General features: G+C 58.1%; 9 protein-coding genes and 1 pseudogene. 5 read left to right on the forward strand and 5 right to left on the reverse strand.

Annotated features, from left to right (window positions below):
- Positions 1–10: 10 nt before the first annotated feature.
- Positions 11–562, forward strand: a complete 552-nt coding sequence (locus SO180_RS09225; RefSeq protein WP_449378487.1) for a GNAT family N-acetyltransferase — start codon at positions 11–13, stop codon at positions 560–562.
- A gap of 405 nt (positions 563–967) precedes the next feature.
- Here the strand turns inward: SO180_RS09225 and SO180_RS09230 are convergent, their stop codons facing one another.
- The 4 genes from SO180_RS09230 to cysD form a co-directional block, all read right to left on the reverse strand.
- Positions 968–1,357 (reverse strand): DUF930 domain-containing protein, encoded by a 390-nt coding sequence (locus SO180_RS09230; protein ID WP_449378488.1) that lies wholly within the window; start codon positions 1,355–1,357, stop codon positions 968–970.
- Between the two features lie 328 nt (positions 1,358–1,685).
- Positions 1,686–3,077, reverse strand: coding sequence for an FAD/NAD(P)-binding protein (locus SO180_RS09235; RefSeq protein WP_449378489.1), 1,392 nt, complete (start codon positions 3,075–3,077; stop codon positions 1,686–1,688).
- A 994-nt stretch (positions 3,078–4,071) separates the two neighbouring features.
- The gene (gene cysN / locus SO180_RS09240; RefSeq protein WP_449378490.1) at positions 4,072–5,964 is read right to left on the reverse strand and encodes a sulfate adenylyltransferase subunit CysN; all 1,893 of its coding nucleotides are present in this window, start codon (positions 5,962–5,964) and stop codon (positions 4,072–4,074) included.
- Entirely contained in the window at positions 5,964–6,899 is a 936-nt protein-coding gene (gene cysD / locus SO180_RS09245; protein ID WP_449378491.1) for a sulfate adenylyltransferase subunit CysD, read from the reverse strand. Before cysD ends, cysN begins: the two co-directional genes overlap by 1 nt.
- Before the next feature lie 1,540 nt (positions 6,900–8,439).
- On the opposite strand from cysD, the gene SO180_RS09250 reads away from it, so the two are divergent.
- Positions 8,440–10,242, forward strand: coding sequence for an ABC transporter ATP-binding protein (locus SO180_RS09250; protein WP_449378492.1), 1,803 nt, complete (start codon positions 8,440–8,442; stop codon positions 10,240–10,242).
- A gap of 158 nt (positions 10,243–10,400) precedes the next feature.
- Here the strand turns inward: SO180_RS09250 and SO180_RS09255 are convergent, their stop codons facing one another.
- Positions 10,401–10,766, reverse strand: coding sequence for a hypothetical protein (locus tag SO180_RS09255; RefSeq protein WP_449378493.1), 366 nt, complete (start codon positions 10,764–10,766; stop codon positions 10,401–10,403).
- A gap of 1,176 nt (positions 10,767–11,942) precedes the next feature.
- Here SO180_RS09255 and SO180_RS09260 point away from each other — a divergent pair.
- The 3 genes and pseudogenes from SO180_RS09260 to SO180_RS09270 all read left to right on the forward strand — a co-directional run.
- A complete protein-coding gene (locus tag SO180_RS09260) occupies positions 11,943–14,951 on the forward strand; it encodes a type I restriction endonuclease subunit R (protein WP_449378494.1) in 3,009 nt (1,002 codons plus the stop codon).
- Between the two features lie 3 nt (positions 14,952–14,954).
- Entirely contained in the window at positions 14,955–16,232 is a 1,278-nt protein-coding gene (locus tag SO180_RS09265; protein ID WP_449378495.1) for a restriction endonuclease subunit S, read from the forward strand.
- A 3-nt stretch (positions 16,233–16,235) separates the two neighbouring features.
- Positions 16,236–16,780: pseudogene (locus SO180_RS09270) on the forward strand (hypothetical protein); the annotation flags it as partial.

Consider the following 16,780-nt stretch of genomic DNA (forward strand, 5'->3'; position numbering starts at 1 on the left):
CAAAAGGATAATGACGGGAAAGGGGCTGGCCCCTGATGCCAGTCCGCAGCGGATGTCGATGTCTCAAGACGAGGTGATCTTTCGTCGGTTTGAGCCAGGGGATGCCGATGATGTGTGGCATCTGCATAGAGCTGCATCCGAACATGGTGGTGCACGTGGCCCAGAAGGCGCGTGGGAGGATGATTTAAGCAATGTAGGCGAAGTATATATCAGGTCGGGCGGCTACTTCTTAACTGCCCATATTGGTTCCCGACTCGTCGCCATGGGAGGATTGAAGCCTGTTGATGTTGACGTTGCACAGCTGAAGCGCATGCGGGTCGATCCGGCCTTTCGGCGACGAGGGTTTGGAAGGCGCCTCCTTCGTGAATTGGAATTGAGAGCCGTTGCTCTGGGGTTCAAGTGCATCGTGCTCGATACGACAACGATCCAAGTAGCGGCTCAAAAACTCTATGAGACCGCTGGCTATGTTCGCCGCCGGCAAGGGATGCTGCACGGATATACAGTCATTTTCTACGTCAAGCAGCTGGCCGACCAGGGTGAGGCTCGCCGTTTGAGCAAGTGAGTTTGTGAGGCTGGAACGTTCAATTCCAGCGCTGTAGACCAGCTTCATGACGCACCTGAAGCAACGTGAGGTGCTGCGTTTGTGGCGTGGGCCGACCATCAGATAAGGCGCCGCCGAGCAAGCCGCGGCACGCTTATCCGGCCACTCATGTCCGTTCCTCATGTCGCACCTCCCCTTGATCTTGAGAAACTTGCTACTCACTTCCGTCAGGTGCCGGTTGACGGTCCCCTTCGTCTTGCCCTCTAAGGCAAGCGCACCTACACGTCAGCTTGTTTAAGCATTACTTGGAGCAACGGATGAGCCGGACGCGGCGACGCAGGCAGGGAAAAGGCTGCTGATGGGCGAGGCAATGCGAACACCGCGCGGATTTTGCTTCGCAGCTCTGAACTCTCTGCGCTTGTAGTCTTAAGGCACCAAATAGTGCTGATCCCACTCGGGTCTGGGCACTGGCGTCCCGAGGGTATAGCTAAATGACCGAATTGTTAGGCCGTCGTCGCTCGTTTCGCAACGATACGCGACGTGGTACCACACGCCGCGGCTTCGCAATGCGGCGCCGCCCGCGGCTATGGCATGGCCGCGAATGACCGGATCGGCGAAAGCGTAGGCGACGAATTCGTCCGGCCGAAAGCCCCGGTGCTCGCGGCCGATTGCTCCCATCGCGCGTGCATCGCAACGCTGCTCGAGTCGCGTTTCCGGAGAAAGCGTCAGCATCTGCTCTTCGGTGGACTTGGCCGCATGGGCAATCCGAGGTAGGGCGAGAAGGATCAGGTAGGCTGATAGGAGGTGTCGTCTCATGTTCAACTTTGTTATCGAGGTCGACGGCTGTCACCTCAATCTGGAACGGCGTGCTCGCCGCGGGAAGTTGTGCCGCTCTCACGAATGTCTCTGCGGGCTGCACCTTTTTAAAGGCAGACAGCTGTCGCCCATACAATGCTTGTGTTCGCCAACATTACGGCCGACCCTGACGGATTTTGAAATCTTGGCAGTATCGGAGAGCTGGACGCTGTGTTCTGAACGTAGCCGTTCGAGCAGAGCAGTTCAGGTAACGAACAGAGAATCGGGCCGCTCATGCTGGCGCCACCCCAGCAGGGGTCGAAGCAATCGTTCGCGGGAGCGTCAGCAGTCAGACGCGTTCAAGGTGCGCGACGGATTGATGCTCGCCGGCGGTATCGGCGAGGAGCGCCGCGAGTGCCGCGCATTGGTTGCGAATGTCAGGTATCGCGATGATCTCCCAAAAGGCCGCGCGCGTGAGCGGACCCACCGCGAATAGGCGGTACGAGGCCGTGCCGGCGCGGCTGATGACCGCACAGTTGCGATCAGTCTCGATGCCAATGCAGAGCGGATCGACGCGGCAAAGGCCACGATCCAATAGACTGCGCACGGCCGGATTGAGCGTAGCGCGTGGATCTTTGACGATGCCGGTGCAATCGACGACGGCGCCGACCTGTATGTCGACAGAAGTGGCATCGCCCCGCCTGCGGTACTTGACTCTGGCGCCGGTCGTGTTGGCCTCGACGTTGATCACCTTTGCTGCCATCAGGGTGAGCTGACCCTTGTCAAGCGTCTGGGTGATGCGTGCTTCGACTTCCGGAGCCATCCGATGACGATGCACGTCCCACCAAGCGCGCGCGTGTTCGAGAAAGCGGCGTTTCGATACTAGCGGAAGCTCATGCCACAGTCGCTGGGTATAGGGTCGAAGGCCGTCGATGACGCTGCGCCAGTCGCCGCTTTGGGCCGCATTCCGGTCTATGCGATCACGAAGCCAGCGCAGCAGATTGCTAATGCTCGCGCCGAAAGGAACATCCCGCTCTTCAATTCGCAAAGCATCGACGTGGCGGTGGGGTTTTGCGAGCAGGCCGCGCCGTGACATAGCGATGATCGGCCCGCGATGGCCGTCGCGCAATAGCGACAGAACGTAGTCGACCATGGTAAGGCCCGTGCCCAGGATCAGTACGGTGGCATCGGTGTCGACTCCAGCAGTCGATGGTGGTGCCCAGGGATTCGCATGAGCCGGCCGGTTAGCTCTCGTATCATGTCCGGTTGCGAGAACGACCGTGTCGGCCATCAGCAATCGGCCGTCAGCCAGCTTGACCGACACGCAGGCTGGACCTTCGTTGATATCGACGCAACTCCCGTGCACGATCGACAAACGCGGTGCGTCCGTCGGCTCAGATGTCTGCTGCTCGAGCAAACTGGCGATGTAGTCGCCATAGACGCGTCGTGGCACAAAGCAAAAAGGATCGCGATACAGCGATGCATCTGCGTCACGCGAGGTCAGCCAACGCCAGAAGTGATCTGGTTGGCCGGGCAGCGCGCTCATATTTGAGGCGCGTACGTTGAGCAGGTGATCAGGATTGCCCGTGTGATAAGCAATGCCGCGTCCGATGTCGGAACGCTGTTCGATCAGCGTGACGCGTAGATCGCTGGTCGGCTGATGCAGCAATTGATGGGTGAGCAGGACACCGCTGGCGCCGCCGCCGACGATAATCACGTGCCGCCCGTTCGAAATCGTCATGCTACCACTCTATAGATCAAGGCCTGGAGCTCATGTGCGGTTGCCAAGGCTCATCATTGAACAAGCTTCACTTTTCTGAACGAAGCTTATCCTCCTGAAGTTCCGTCGATATGCGCTATCACTTCAATATGACGCCGCGGATATCGCGCGCGCGTCAAAATTGTGCCGTCGCCTTAAGAATAGGCGATAACCGCGGCTTTCAGTCCAACAGGAAGATGTCATGAAAAAATGTTTTGGAGATTGTCAGGCGCGCCGCGGGCTACAGATCGTGGTTGCCGCGCGCATCTCCGTTAATCACGCCCATCCGGCCAAAAATGTAAGGTCAAGGAGACTTGGGCCGTATGAACCTCCTTCTTCTAGTTCGCGCGAATGATAGCATGTCTTTGCTCTGATCGAGAGAGAAAGGATGGTGCTATGAGAATTTCGGAAGTTTTAACGTGCGCGGACATCTTTTGAGGCCAAGCAATTCTCCATTCAAGCCCGGAAACGAAAACGTGTTTCATGTGGGTGGGCTACTGTCTGCCGGGAGCTGGACGCTAACAATGTCCAGTGAACTCTTACGAGAAGTGGCTGACTGATGAGGATGGACCGCTTCACTTGACCAAGTGAGCCCTGCGCTTCTGGCTAATGCTCTTTTGGTCATTCAATCATTCCATCATGTTCGCCGGTCTCAAGAGCGTCTCTATGCTGCCCTGCACTTGTACCGCATCGATTAAGTCAGTCAGCAAGTCCAAACACTCGAGCTACAGATCGGTGCTCACACTTCGGGGTAAGACGACCGCGGCTCAACAGCGGCCTGCGACAAACGCAACGTCTGCTTGTTGTCAGCTTGGCTAGACCTGCTAGCGACGCAGACTTTTTGCAAATCTGGACTGGTCAGCTGAATTGCGATCTCCGCTATGACCCGTGAGTAGTTTCGAGCCGAAGATTTAAGCAGTTGAAATGGGCGAAGCTAACTTCGCCTCATTTGTTCGCGTTGGGTACCTCTGTCCGGCTATGTCAGGGAAATAATCCCTTGGGTGGCAAGTGCATCCAGAACCCGATCCGCCAACTGCTCCGGTGGCTCGTCCAGTGTCTTCAAGTACACCTCCGGCGCGTTCGGCGCTTCGTACGGGGCATCGATACCAGTAAAGTTTTTGATATTGCCTGACTTTGCCCTGGCATAAAGGCCCTTCGGATCACGCCGGACGCATTCGTCTATCGGCGTATCCACAAAGACCTCGACGAATTCGCCCTTCCCCACGAAGTTGCGGACCATGTCCCGCTCCGCCTTATAGGGTGAGATAAATGAGCAGACGACGATCAGGCCGCTTTGAAGCATCAGTTTCGCCACTTCACCAGCTCGTCGAATGTTTTCGATCCGATCTGCTTCAGTGAAAGCGAGATCACGGTTGAGGCCGTGACGGAGATTGTCGCCGTCCAGCAGCATCGTGTGATGCGACATCGCGAACAGCTTCTGGTCGACGATATTGGCAATCGTCGACTTGCCGGAGCCGGAAAGGCCGGTGAGCCAGATGATGCACGGCTTCTGCCGCTTGAGCGCGGCACGTTCTTGCATGCCGATCGTCAGCGGTTGGCAGGCGACGTTGCTCGAGCGGCGCAGCGGAAAATCAATCATTCCCGCACCAACCGTACGGTTGGTGTAGCGGTCGATCACGATGAAGGACCCAGTGCGCCGATTGACGTGGTACGGATCGAAGCTCACGGGCCGAATGGTCGCGACGTGACAGAAGCCGATATCGTTGAGGCCCAGCGTGGCCGCCGCAAGGGGAGGCTCACGGGTATTGACGTCGATCTTGTATTTGATACGCGTGACGTTGCCGGAAGCAATCGATTGCGTGCCAATCCGAAATGCATAGGAGCGGCCCGGCATCATCGGCTCTTCATCCATCCAGATCAGATGAGCGGCAAACTGGTCGGCGACCTCGGGGCGCTGCGTGGGACCTGCCAAGACATCGCCTCGGCTAATATCGATCTCATCTTCGAGCGTGATGGTCACTGCATCGCCAGTTTCTGCACCCGCAAGATCACCATCACCGGTTACAATCCGCATCACGCGCGAGCTGCGACCCGATGCCGCCACGATGATTTCGTCGCCAACCGCGATGTTTCCTGAGGCGATCGTGCCCGCATACCCCCGGAAATCCAGATTGGGGCGGTTCACCCACTGTACCGGAAAGCGGAAGGGCAGATCGGTCGTCTCGGGCTGAATGTCGATAGTCTCGAGGTAATCCAGCAGGGACTGGCCGTGATACCAATCGGTATTGCCGGATCGATATATGATGTTGTCGCCATGTCTGGCAGAGATTGGGATTGGAACGATCGACTTGAAGCCGAGCGCCGAAGCAAAGCCGACGTAGTCGCTCACGATGCCGTCGTAGACATCCTTCCGGTAGTCAACGAGGTCAATTTTATTAACGGCGACAAGGACATGCCGGATGCCCAATAGCGAGCAGATGAACGAGTGGCGCCTGGTTTGCACCAGTACTCCCTTGCGCGCATCGATCAGAATGATGGCGAGCTGCGCGTTGGAGGCGCCGGTCGCCATATTGCGGGTATATTGTTCGTGACCTGGCGTATCGGCGACCATGAACGATCGGCGCGACGTGGTGAAGAACCGATAGGCGACGTCGATGGTAATACCTTGTTCGCGCTCAGCTTCCAGGCCGTCGACCAACAGGGCAAAGTCGATCTCTTCGTCCGTCGTGCCGTGCCTTGCGCTGTCGCGCGCGAGCGCCTGCAGATGGTCCTCATAGATCATCTTGCTGTCATGCAGGAGGCGCCCGATCAGCGTCGATTTGCCGTCATCGACCGAGCCACAAGTGATGAACCGCAGTTGATCTTTGCTAACGGGCTCGCCGAGGCAGCGAACAGCGTCCGTATCCATCAAAAGTATCCTTCCCGCTTCTTCCTCTCCATCGAAGCCGACTCATCAGTGTCGATGAGACGCCCCTGGCGCTCCGATACTTTCGCAAGGCGCATTTCGGCTACGATGTCCTCGATGGTCGTGGCTTCCGACTCAATGGCGCCGCTCAGGGGGTAGCACCCAAGGGTGCGGAAGCGGATCGTCCGCATCTCGGTGGTCTCGTTTGGCCGGAGTGGGAGCCGCTCGTCGTCCATCATGATCAAGGTGCCGTTCCGATGCACCACAGGTCGCCGTTTCGCAAAATAGAGAGGGGCCACGGAGATTTTTTCGAACATGATGTATTCCCAGATATCGAGCTCCGTCCAATTCGACATCGCGAACACCCTCATCGTTTCGCCCTGCCGGATGCGGGTGTTGAACAGGTTCCAGAGTTCGGGCCGCTGGTTGCGCGGATCCCAGGCGTGTCCCGACGAACGAAACGAAAATATGCGCTCCTTGGCACGGCTTTTCTCTTCGTCCCGTCGTGCGCCACCAAATGCCGCATCAAATCCGTACAGGTCGAGCGCCTGCTTGAGCGCGTCGGTCTTCATAACCTGCGTATGGAGCGCGGAGCCGGACTCGATGGGATTGATGCCGCGCGCGATGCCGTCCTTGTTCACATGGACAATCAGATCGCCCCCGATGCGTCTGGCCGTTTCGTCGCGAAAGGCGATCATCTCCCGGAATTTCCAGGTCGTATCGATGTGCATCAACGGGAAAGGCAGCTTTGCCGGATAGAAGGCTTTCATGGCAAGGTGCAGCATGACGCTGGAATCCTTACCTATCGAATAGAGCATCACCGGCTTCTTGAACTCGGCGACAACCTCGCGCATGATCTCGATCGACTCAGCCTCGAGGCGCCGCAAATGCTGAGGCAGTGCGTGTGTTTTGAGTCGAGCAAGGTCCTGCACGTTCATCTTGAACATCCTCGGGATGTGGCCCACGCAATTGCCGGTGTACTCATGCCGCATCTGAGGGCTTGAGATCAGTGGTCGCAGCTCGTTGCGAGAGGATTGCTTGGCCCGCCGCGGTATCTAGTCCATGGCCGGTCCAAGCGGGATTCACGTTGGCTTCACCGGCGGCAAGGCATAGAAGTCTGGGGGGCGAGCCCACGTGTAGATGGGAAACTGACTGACGGTCAATTCATTCCTTGGTTGCTGTCTCAACATACGCTGGTTTAAAGTGTCGCAAAGCTGTTGTGGGTAGGGGCCGGCGCAGCGCGATCGGTCCGTCTTGCTGAAAACTAGGACATGACCATCGTTTTTGGCACTTACAGGCGCCCTTGCCCCCAATCTAGCTGCTGGTGCAGCGGTCGCCGAAGACCGCGCCCATAAGGGAGTTGCCGCGTCCATGATGTCATACTCATCGTAGTTTTCCCGACAGGAAATCTACCATCTTGCTCAATGGCTGGCACTTTTCCTACCCGGCAGAATGTGGGTCGGTGAAATCGATTTTTTGGATGCGACGCATTCAGATAGCGGATAGTGACGCTTCCGAGGTCTTGGTCTCAATCTTCTGGTCGCACTCAATATTCTGATAACTGAAGGTAGTCTCATGGCTGCAGCTCTGGTGGCTCGCGAACGTTGATTAGGTGGGTTGCATCGGTGCGTCTTTTTGCAAGGCTTTCGTGGCCGGCAGGCAGTCGTCTGCTGGACCGGCAAACTGGCCTGACGGTCACACTCGACCCATTAACGGCAGAGTTGGCTCCCGGAAATTTGAAAGTCGCGATCGCCGTGTGGCCGATCTGTTGTCAGGTGTGCAGACTGGTGATTTGGTCGATCTCTATTGCGCTTGCAGCCGATGTCCCTCGCCGTGATGTGGTGTCCGGCAAGAGGCCAATTTCGATACTTATCCACTCAGTAGTTACGTAACCAGCTATCTACGGGTCGGCCTTGCGGCGCCTTGGCCCAAGTCAACTACCAGCCTTAGCAATTGATTGAGATGACCGACACTGGCACAGCATGAGCATCCCGCGCGTCTTCGGGATCCAACATAAATCTCGCCCGCCGAACCTGATGGGTGTGCTGTCTCCCCGCCTGCTGTCATGAAATGCAATCCTTTCTTTTCCTCGAACACCATGATGGACGCTCTTTGTGCCGCCGACCTCTCACGCTGCACGGAAGCTTCACAAAGCAGACGGGGCGTCGTCCTGCGAGATCTGCTTTGCGGCGACCGTAATCTTTTGAAGCAGAGGTCGTCCTCGCGCACAGATGTCACAATGAGCGCATTCTTAAGGCGCCTAATGGCGAATGAGGGGAGGCGTTCTCCCTCGCGGGAGACCGCCAGGCTTCCGCGGAAAGCTGTGGAGCCTGATCCGAGCCGCTCAGACGGTTGGCATCGAACGCTTCGCTTGAAGAAGGAATCCCGACCGAATGCCGGTGCGCGATCGCGCGTTTGCGAGGCGGGACAAAATTCAGACGGAGCCGATTTGTACGCTAGTAATGGCCGGATTGCGGTATGACCGATCTAGCTGGCAAACGTCCTATCGCGATCCGGGCAGTCCTTCCCTTCGTTTTTCGCCGTTGGTTGCTACAGCCCTACCGCGCCGCGCTCGTACTGGTTGGCTTCCTCGGCTCAACGGCGGCAGACCTATTCATGCCGGTCTACTCCGGCCAGCTGGTCGACGCATTGACGTTAGGCCCCTACAACGAGGCAGCGCGATATGCGGCGCTGGCTGCCTTCGGCGGCATCGTCGCCCTTGGCCTGGTTTCGGTCATCCTGCGCCTCATAGGTCTGCACGCAATCGTTCCGTTCACACTTCAGACGATGTCGGACGTGGCGCGCGATACGTTCATACGCATCCAGCGGTTCTCAACAGATTGGCACGCCAACTCTTTCGCCGGTTCGAGCGTGCGGAAGATCACGCGCGGCATGTGGGCCCTCGACCTGCTCAACAGCACCATCCTGATGTCCCTGTTGCCGTCCCTGACGGTACTGCTAGGTTCGATGATCCTGCTTGGGCTGCATTGGCCTGCGTTGGGTGGCGTGATCGCGGTTGGTACGGCAATCTCTGTCGCGGTGACGCTGACATTCACGGTCCGTTATATTGCGCCTGCCGCACGTGTTTCCAACGCCTGGGACACCAAGGTCGGCGGCACGCTGGCCGATGCCCTCACTTGTAATGCGGTGGTGAAATCGTTCGGCGCTGAAGGGCGCGAGAATGCTCGGCTCGCCCGCACCATCGACCGCTGGCGCCTGCGGCTGCGGCGAACCTGGCGGCGCTACAACTACGCCGCCATGTCTCAGCATTCGCTCTTGTTGTGTCTGCGGGCGTCGGTGATCGGTGGCTCGGTGCTGCTGTGGATGGCGGGGCTCGCCTCGCCGGGCGACGTCACCTATGTGCTGACCAGCTACTACGTTATCCACGGTTATCTGCGCGATGTCGGCTTTTACATCAACAACCTCCAGCGCTCGGTCGACGACATGGAGGAGCTGGTCGCCATCCATGGCGAGCCGATCGGGATCGCGGACGCGCCGGATGCGCGGCCGATCACCATTGATGGCGGCGAGATCGTATTCGACCACGTGACCTTCCAGTACGGCGGTGAGCGAGCGCCCCTCTATGACAGCCTAACAGTTGATATCCGAGCCGGAGAGCGGGTTGGTCTGGTTGGCCGCTCCGGCTCCGGCAAAACGACCTTCGTTAAGCTGGTGCAGCGGCTCTATGATGTCTCGGGCGGCCGCATTCTTATCGACGGTCAGGACATTGCTCTAGCCACACAGCAATCGCTCCGCAGTCAGATTGCGGTGGTGCAGCAGGAGCCGATCTTGTTCCACCGTTCGCTTGCTGAGAACATCGCCTATGGTCGGCCCGGAGCTGGTATGGCGGCGATCGAGCGGGCGGCGCGGCTTGCCAATGCGCACGAGTTCATCCTACGCCTGCGCAGGGGCTATGGCACGCTGGTCGGCGAGCGCGGCGTTAAGCTCTCAGGCGGAGAGCGGCAGCGCATCGCCTTGGCGCGCGCCTTCCTGGCGGATGCGCCGGTCCTCGTACTGGACGAGGCAACCTCAAGCCTCGACTCCGAATCGGAAGCCCTTATTCAGGAAGCGATGGAGCGGTTGATGAAGGGCCGGACCTCGATTGTGATCGCACATCGGCTGTCGACCGTGCGCAGCCTCGACCGCATTCTGGTGTTTGACGATGGTGTCATCGCCGAGCAGGGCACGCACGGCACGCTGACTAAGCGGCCCGGCGGAATCTATCGGCGACTGCTCGAGAGCCAAGCAACCGAGGTCAGCCGAATGTCCGCAGCAGGCTAGCCCAATAGGAATGGCAGTGAGACCGGGGTCGTTGAGCCGGGACGTGAGCCGAAGGTTCAACCAAAAGCACAGCCAGGAGAGGCTCGACGCGGCTGACGCGCAAACAGAGTGGGCGGGCAAGCAACGCGAGGGCTTAGGGACTAGGCGACTGTCGCCGGTCAATTTGAAAACCGTAAGAAGGAGCGGGGGCTCATAACCAGGATGACGCTGGCGGGACTCACGATCGCGAGCGGGCGATTAAGCAGCTCGCAACCCCAGCGATCCGTCGTCAGACGCAGAGAGGCATGCTGAAGGGTGCAAAGATCGATCAGGAGAGCCGTAATGCGACAAAGTTCAACTTCGTCGAGTGCTTCAGGTGTGAGGCCATTCCGATTGTCGACACAAGCATTCGCCGAGGCTCCTTCGACGAGACGGAAACAATCGGCTCGGCTGGCTGCAAGTGAGTGGCTCTGGCGCCTGCCATTATGAGCGCCGCGCGTCCAGCGCTTCCCGCAAAAATCGCGAATAGAGGCAACGGCCATCATGGCGGAAACTCCCTCAAAATGCGCATTCTGCGCTGAAATTCGGCGTCGATATCCGAGTCTTTGCATTAGTTAAGATCCCCTAGTGGCTATTGTGCAGCGCTAAGCAGACGTGCGTTTGATTTCGAGGCGCGTATTTCCAGACGCGCAGGGCGATGTGCCGCCGCCGCGTTCTGAACCGAGGAGGCGGCGGCTCAATCGGCGTGTGTAGGAAGACGTTGACGCGTTAGGTGCTCAATTCGTTCGTCGTACTCTTCCTCCCGCGACGAACATTCACTGGCCGCCCCATACGTTTGGGGCGGCCTCTTTTCATGCGTAGGGCATGGCGGATTTGACCGGAGCGGTGTCCGGTCGCGACTTGGGGGAAGCGTGCTCTACGGGCCCGATGATGGGAGCCGTTAACCGAACTCTGAATGATGAGCGGCGGGGCTCGGATGGTGCGCGGCCACGCCTGAATGGTGAACTGAAGGCCTGGATGACTTGCGGCGAGCTTCGAACGACGAGCCGCGAGTGTGGGATGCCTTTCGCTGGTCGCTTGATCTCAGCGTTGTCGATGACGGGTCGTTGCGCGAAACAGGTGTGTCGAGGGCGAAATTCGATTTGGCGGTAGTTCAAATGGTGGGTTTTGGTCTATGAAGGTCGAAAATGCACTATCTTTCAATAATGGTTGGCTGACACTCTCTCCGCCAGCCAGCCAAAGTCATCTCGTGCTTCGATGTGGAGGCAGGCCCAAAAATTCGGCCGATTTCCCGCATTTTTCCTCACCAGAGAAATCCCACCGCCGATCAATATTGGCGTTCGAGAGGTCCGGAGAACCGAATTGTCTCCCAATCTCAGTACCCCCAAATCCGTCTAGTACGACATTTCTCGGCAAAACCAAGTGCTTGGTGGCGGAGTGGTTTGCATCTCTCTGGCTCGACCAACGTCTGGACCGCGGCAAGTACCGGCGTGGCCACCAAAGTCCGCCTTGCCGCGCGTTTGCAAGTTCGGCCATAACTGGCCAAGACTACCCTCTGGCGAATCGGGGGCGTATGAGATCCCTGATAGTCAATGGCGCCAAGCTCGGCCCTCGGCGGGGTCGGCCTTCCGGAGGCGGTGGAGAGAGTATGAAGGGTGACGATGCTGGAGCGGACCGAAGTGTTAGCCTTTGCTGACGAATCCAACCACTGAGGTCCCGAGATGACATCGTCCGAGCGCATTCTCGAAGGAGAGCTGATCTCGAAGCTTCAGGAGCTGAAGTACAGCTACCGTGAGGATATCCGCGATCGCGCAACGCTGGAAGCTAACTTCCGCGAGAAATTCCAGCAACTCAACCGGGTCAGGCTAACCGACGAGGAGTTTGCTCGGTTGCTGGAAGAAATCGTCACGCCCGACGTTTTCACCGCCGCCCAGACCCTGCGCACCCGCAACAGCTTCACCCGCGAAGACGGCACACCGCTGAACTATACGCTGGTAAACCTCGACGACTGGTGCAAGAACAGCTTCGAAGTCGTCAATCAGCTGCGCATCAATACCGACTACAGCCACCACCGCTTTGACGTCGTCCTGCTCATTAATGGCGTGCCGGTGGTCCAGATCGAACTGAAGACGCTCGGCATCAACCCGCGCCGTGCCATTGAGCAGGTCGTCGACTACAAGAACGATCCCGGTAATGGCTTCACGCGCACGCTGTTGTGCTTCATGCAGGTGTTCATCGTCAGCAACCGCGACTCGACCTACTACTTCGCCAACAACAACACTCGTCACTTCAGCTTTAACGCCGACGAGCGCTTTCTGCCGATCTACCAGTACGCCGCGCCAGACAACACCAAGATCACCGGGCTTGACGAATTCGCCGATGCCTTCTTGGCCAAATGCACGCTTGGCCAGATGATCAGCCGCTATATGGTGCTGGTGGCCGGCGAGCAGAGGCTCCTGATGATGCGGCCCTACCAGATCTACGCCGTCAAGAACATCGTCAAGTGCATCGATGAGAACAGCGGCAACGGCTACGTCTGGCACACTACCGGCAGCGGCAAGACGCTGACGAGCTTCAAGGCTTCCACGCTGCTCAAGGCCAACTCGGCCATCGAAAAGTGCCTCTTTGTGGTCGACCGCAAGGACCTCGACCGCCAGACCCGCGAGGAATTCAACCGTTTCCAAGAAGGCTGTGTCGAGCAAAACACCAATACCGGTGAGCTGGTCCGCCGCATGATGTCAGACAATGCGGCCGACAAAGTCATTGTCTGTACCATCCAGAAGCTTGGCTTGGCGCTGGACGAAAACAGCAAGCGCAACAAGAGCCGAGAGAAGAGCGGGGCGAGCACTTACACCGACCAGCTCGAGGTGCTGCGCGACAAGCGAATTGTCTTTATCTTCGATGAATGTCACCGCTCGCAGTTCGGCGACAATCATCAGGCCATCAAGGAGTTCTTCCCCAAGGCCCAGCTATTCGGCTTTACCGGTACTCCGATTTTCGAGGAGAACGCCAGCTACAGGCGCATTGAAGGCGACGTTCAGACGCTGAAGACCACGCAAGATCTCTTCCAGCAGTCACTGCACGAATACACCATTACCCATGCTATCGAGGATCGCAACGTCCTGCGCTTTCATGTCGACTACTACAAGCCCGATGGGAAAAACCTACCCAAGCAAGGCGAAACGCTCGCCAAGCGCGCCATAGTCGACGCCATCCTCGCTAAGCATGAAGCCGCCACGGGCAACCGCAAGTTCAACGCCATCCTTGCCACTGCCTCCATCAACGACGCGATCGAGTACCATGGTCTGTTCGAGCAGGCTCAGGTCGAGAAGCAGCGGGCCGATCCCACCTTCGTACCGCTGAACATCACCGCCGTGTTCTCACCGCCCGGCGACGTGAGCGCCGACGTGAAACAGATCCAGGAGGATCTGCCACAGGAGCAGGAAGACAATAAGAAAGACCCGGTCATCAAGAAGCAGGCGCTGCAACACATCATTCGTAGCTACAATATTCGCTTCGGTACTAATCACCGCATCGAGGAATTCGACCTCTACTACCAGGATGTGCAGCAACGCATCAAGGACCAGCAGTTTCCCAATGTCGACCTGCCGAAGAAGGGGCGCGAGAAGATAGATATCACGATCGTCGTGGATATGTTGCTCACCGGCTTTGACAGCAAATACCTCAACACGCTTTACGTCGACAAGAACCTCAAGCACCATGGGCTGATCCAGGCCTTCAGTCGCACTAATCGCGTGTTGAATGACACCAAGCCCTACGGCCACATCCTCGACTTCCGAGGCCAGCAAGACGCGGTGGATGCTGCCATCGCGCTCTTCTCCGGCGCCAAGGCTGACAAGGCGCGCGAGATCTGGCTGGTGGACAAGGCCGCCGTCGTCATCGACAAGCTGAAGGCAGCTACGCAAGCCCTGCAGAACTTCATGCAGTCGCAAGGCCTCGCGGGCAAACCCGAAGACGTGGCAAACCTCAAGGGCGACGAGGCCCGCCTTGCCTTCGTAGAGACGTTCAAGAAGGTGCAGAAACTGCAAACCCAGCTCGATCAGTATACCGATTTGACGCCCGAGCAGGCAGTGGCCATCCAGACCGTCTTGCCCAAGGAAGAATTGAACGCCTTCCGCGGCCAATATCTGGAAACTGCGCAACGCCTTCGCGCCCAGCAGGCCAAGCCGGGGGGAGAGAGGAGCGAGCAGGTAGACCAGCTCGACTTCGAGTTCGTGCTTTTTGCCTCGGCCACCATCGACTACGACTACATCATGAAGCTCATCGCCGACTTCTCTGCCAAGAAGCCCGGCAAAGCCACGATGAGCCGCGAGCAGTTGATCGGCCTGATCGCGGCCGACTCCAAGTTCATCGACGAGCGCGACGACATTACCGACTACGTCATGAGCCTCAAGGCCGGCGAGGGGCTGGACGAGTCAGCTATCCGCTCCGGCTACCAGCAATTCAAGTCCGAGAGGACCGCCCGTGAGCTGGCCGATTTCGCCACCAGCCACGGCCTGCCCGCGGCGGCGATGCAAAGCTTCGTGGACGGCATCCTCGCCCGCCGCATATTCGACGGCGAGCAACTTACCGAGCTGCTAGCCCCTCTGAAACTGGGCTGGAAGGCCCGCACGCAGAAGGAGCTGGCTTTGATGACCGATCTGGTGCCGATGCTGAAGAAGCGAGCGGGGGGGCGAGAAATTTCGGGCCTCAAGGCTTACGAGGACTGAAGCGTGGCGAAAGCAACAAGATTAACGGTGGCGCCGCGGCTGCAGTTTCCAGAGTTCCGGGGTGTGCAGAGCTGGGAAGCAGCTCCGCTCGAGGAAATAGCTGACCGTGTTTCCACGAAGAATGCCAACGGGAAAGTAACGAGAGTCCTGACCAACTCTGCGGAGCACGGCGTACTGGATCAGAGGGATTACTTTGACCGGGAGATCGCTACTGCGGGCAAGGTCGACGGCTACTACGTCGTTGACGTCGGTGATTATGTTTACAACCCGCGGACTTCTGCGATCGCGCCAGTCGGTCCCGTCTCGCGGAATAACATCGGCAAAGGCGTGATGTCGCCGCTCTACACCGTCTTTAGGTTCGCAGCTGAGAAGACTGACTTCTACGAACACTACTTCAGGTCGACCGGATGGCACTCGTACCTCAGAAGCGCCGCGAGTACCGGCGCAAGGCACGATCGCATGAGCATCACGCCAGGTACCTTCATGAGGATGCCGGTGCCGACTCCGCATCCATCCGAGCAAAAGAAGATAGCCGACTGCCTGACGTCTCTGGACGAGGTGATTGCCGCTCAGAGGCGAAGGGTGGAAGCCTCGAAGATGTACAAGCGCGGCCTGATGCAGCAATTCTTTCCTCGCGAAGGCGAAATCGCTCCCCGCCTTCGCTTCCCTGAGTTCCGCGATGGGCCAGAGTGGACGACTCACCCATTCGACAAGTTCGTGCTCAAGTCGTTTTACGGAACATCGAGCCCCACATCTGGGAAGGGGCGCTACCCCGTTCTGAGGATGGGTAACATGATCGAAGGCGGACTGAGTTACGCGAAACTAGCCTACATTAATCTCGACCGAGAATCCTTTGAAGCCATTCGCCTGATCCGCGGGGACATTCTTCTGAACAGGACGAATAGCCTTGACCTTGTCGGAAAGATTTCGCTTTTTGATCTCGACATGGAAGCCGTGACGGCTTCCTATATCGTTACGTATCGTCTGGACACCACGCAAATTGTTCCTGCGTTCTGCAATTTTATCCTTAACTCGACGCTGTATCAGAGGAAGATCAAAGCGCTGGCGCGTCCCAGCATTAGTCAGGCAAACATCAATCCGACGACCTTTCGGAATGAGCTGAGCATCGCAGTTCCGTCGCTCACTGAGCAGCGCCTGATTGCCGATTGCCTCGTCTCCGCTGACGCGCAGATCGCGGCCGAATCCGACAAGCTTGACTCTTTGAAGACCCACAAAACGGGCCTCCTGCAGCAACTGTTCCCGGCGCCGGAGGAGGTCTAGCGTATGCCCGTCACGATCTTTCCTGATCTGCCCGAACTCGCGCGGCAACTCCGAAAGGAGTTGGAAATGAAGAAATTTGTACTGCTCTACGCCTACAACGGCACCGGCAAGACCCGACTTTCGGGGGCGTTCAAGGACTTGGGCAAGAACGGCGACGACCGCGATACGCTGTACTTCAACGCCTTTACTGAAGATCTGTTCAACTGGGACAACGACCTGCAGAACGATCGCGAGCGGGTGCTGAAGATCAACAGGGACTCGCGCTTCTTCGCGGGACTGCACGAGTTGGAGATGGACAACCGCATCCGCCCGCTGCTGAACCGATATGCTGACTTCGACTTTCGCATCGACACTGCCGAGTGGGAAGTGAGCTTCTCGCGCGAAGTGGAGCGCGAAGGCGCGAGGACAGTGGTGGAAGATATCAAGGTCTCGCGAGGGGAAGAAAACATCTTTATCTGGTGCTTTTTCCTCGCCATCGTACAGCTCGTGCTCGATGGAGCCGAGGCATACAAAACGCAGGGTCACCGATCTGTTCGCCTCCGTACACT

It is taken from the genome of Bradyrhizobium sp. UFLA05-112, assembly GCF_053572325.1.

Coding starts and splice junctions, on each gene's coding strand:
- SO180_RS09225 (WP_449378487.1), top strand. CDS start 11: ATGACGGGAAAGGGGCTGGCCCCTGATGCCAGTCCGCAGCGGATGTCG.
- SO180_RS09230 (WP_449378488.1), bottom strand. CDS start 1,357: ATGAGACGACACCTCCTATCAGCCTACCTGATCCTTCTCGCCCTACCT.
- SO180_RS09235 (WP_449378489.1), bottom strand. CDS start 3,077: ATGACGATTTCGAACGGGCGGCACGTGATTATCGTCGGCGGCGGCGCC.
- cysN (WP_449378490.1), bottom strand. CDS start 5,964: ATGGATACGGACGCTGTTCGCTGCCTCGGCGAGCCCGTTAGCAAAGAT.
- cysD (WP_449378491.1), bottom strand. CDS start 6,899: ATGAACGTGCAGGACCTTGCTCGACTCAAAACACACGCACTGCCTCAG.
- SO180_RS09250 (WP_449378492.1), top strand. CDS start 8,440: ATGACCGATCTAGCTGGCAAACGTCCTATCGCGATCCGGGCAGTCCTT.
- SO180_RS09255 (WP_449378493.1), bottom strand. CDS start 10,766: ATGATGGCCGTTGCCTCTATTCGCGATTTTTGCGGGAAGCGCTGGACG.
- SO180_RS09260 (WP_449378494.1), top strand. CDS start 11,943: ATGACATCGTCCGAGCGCATTCTCGAAGGAGAGCTGATCTCGAAGCTT.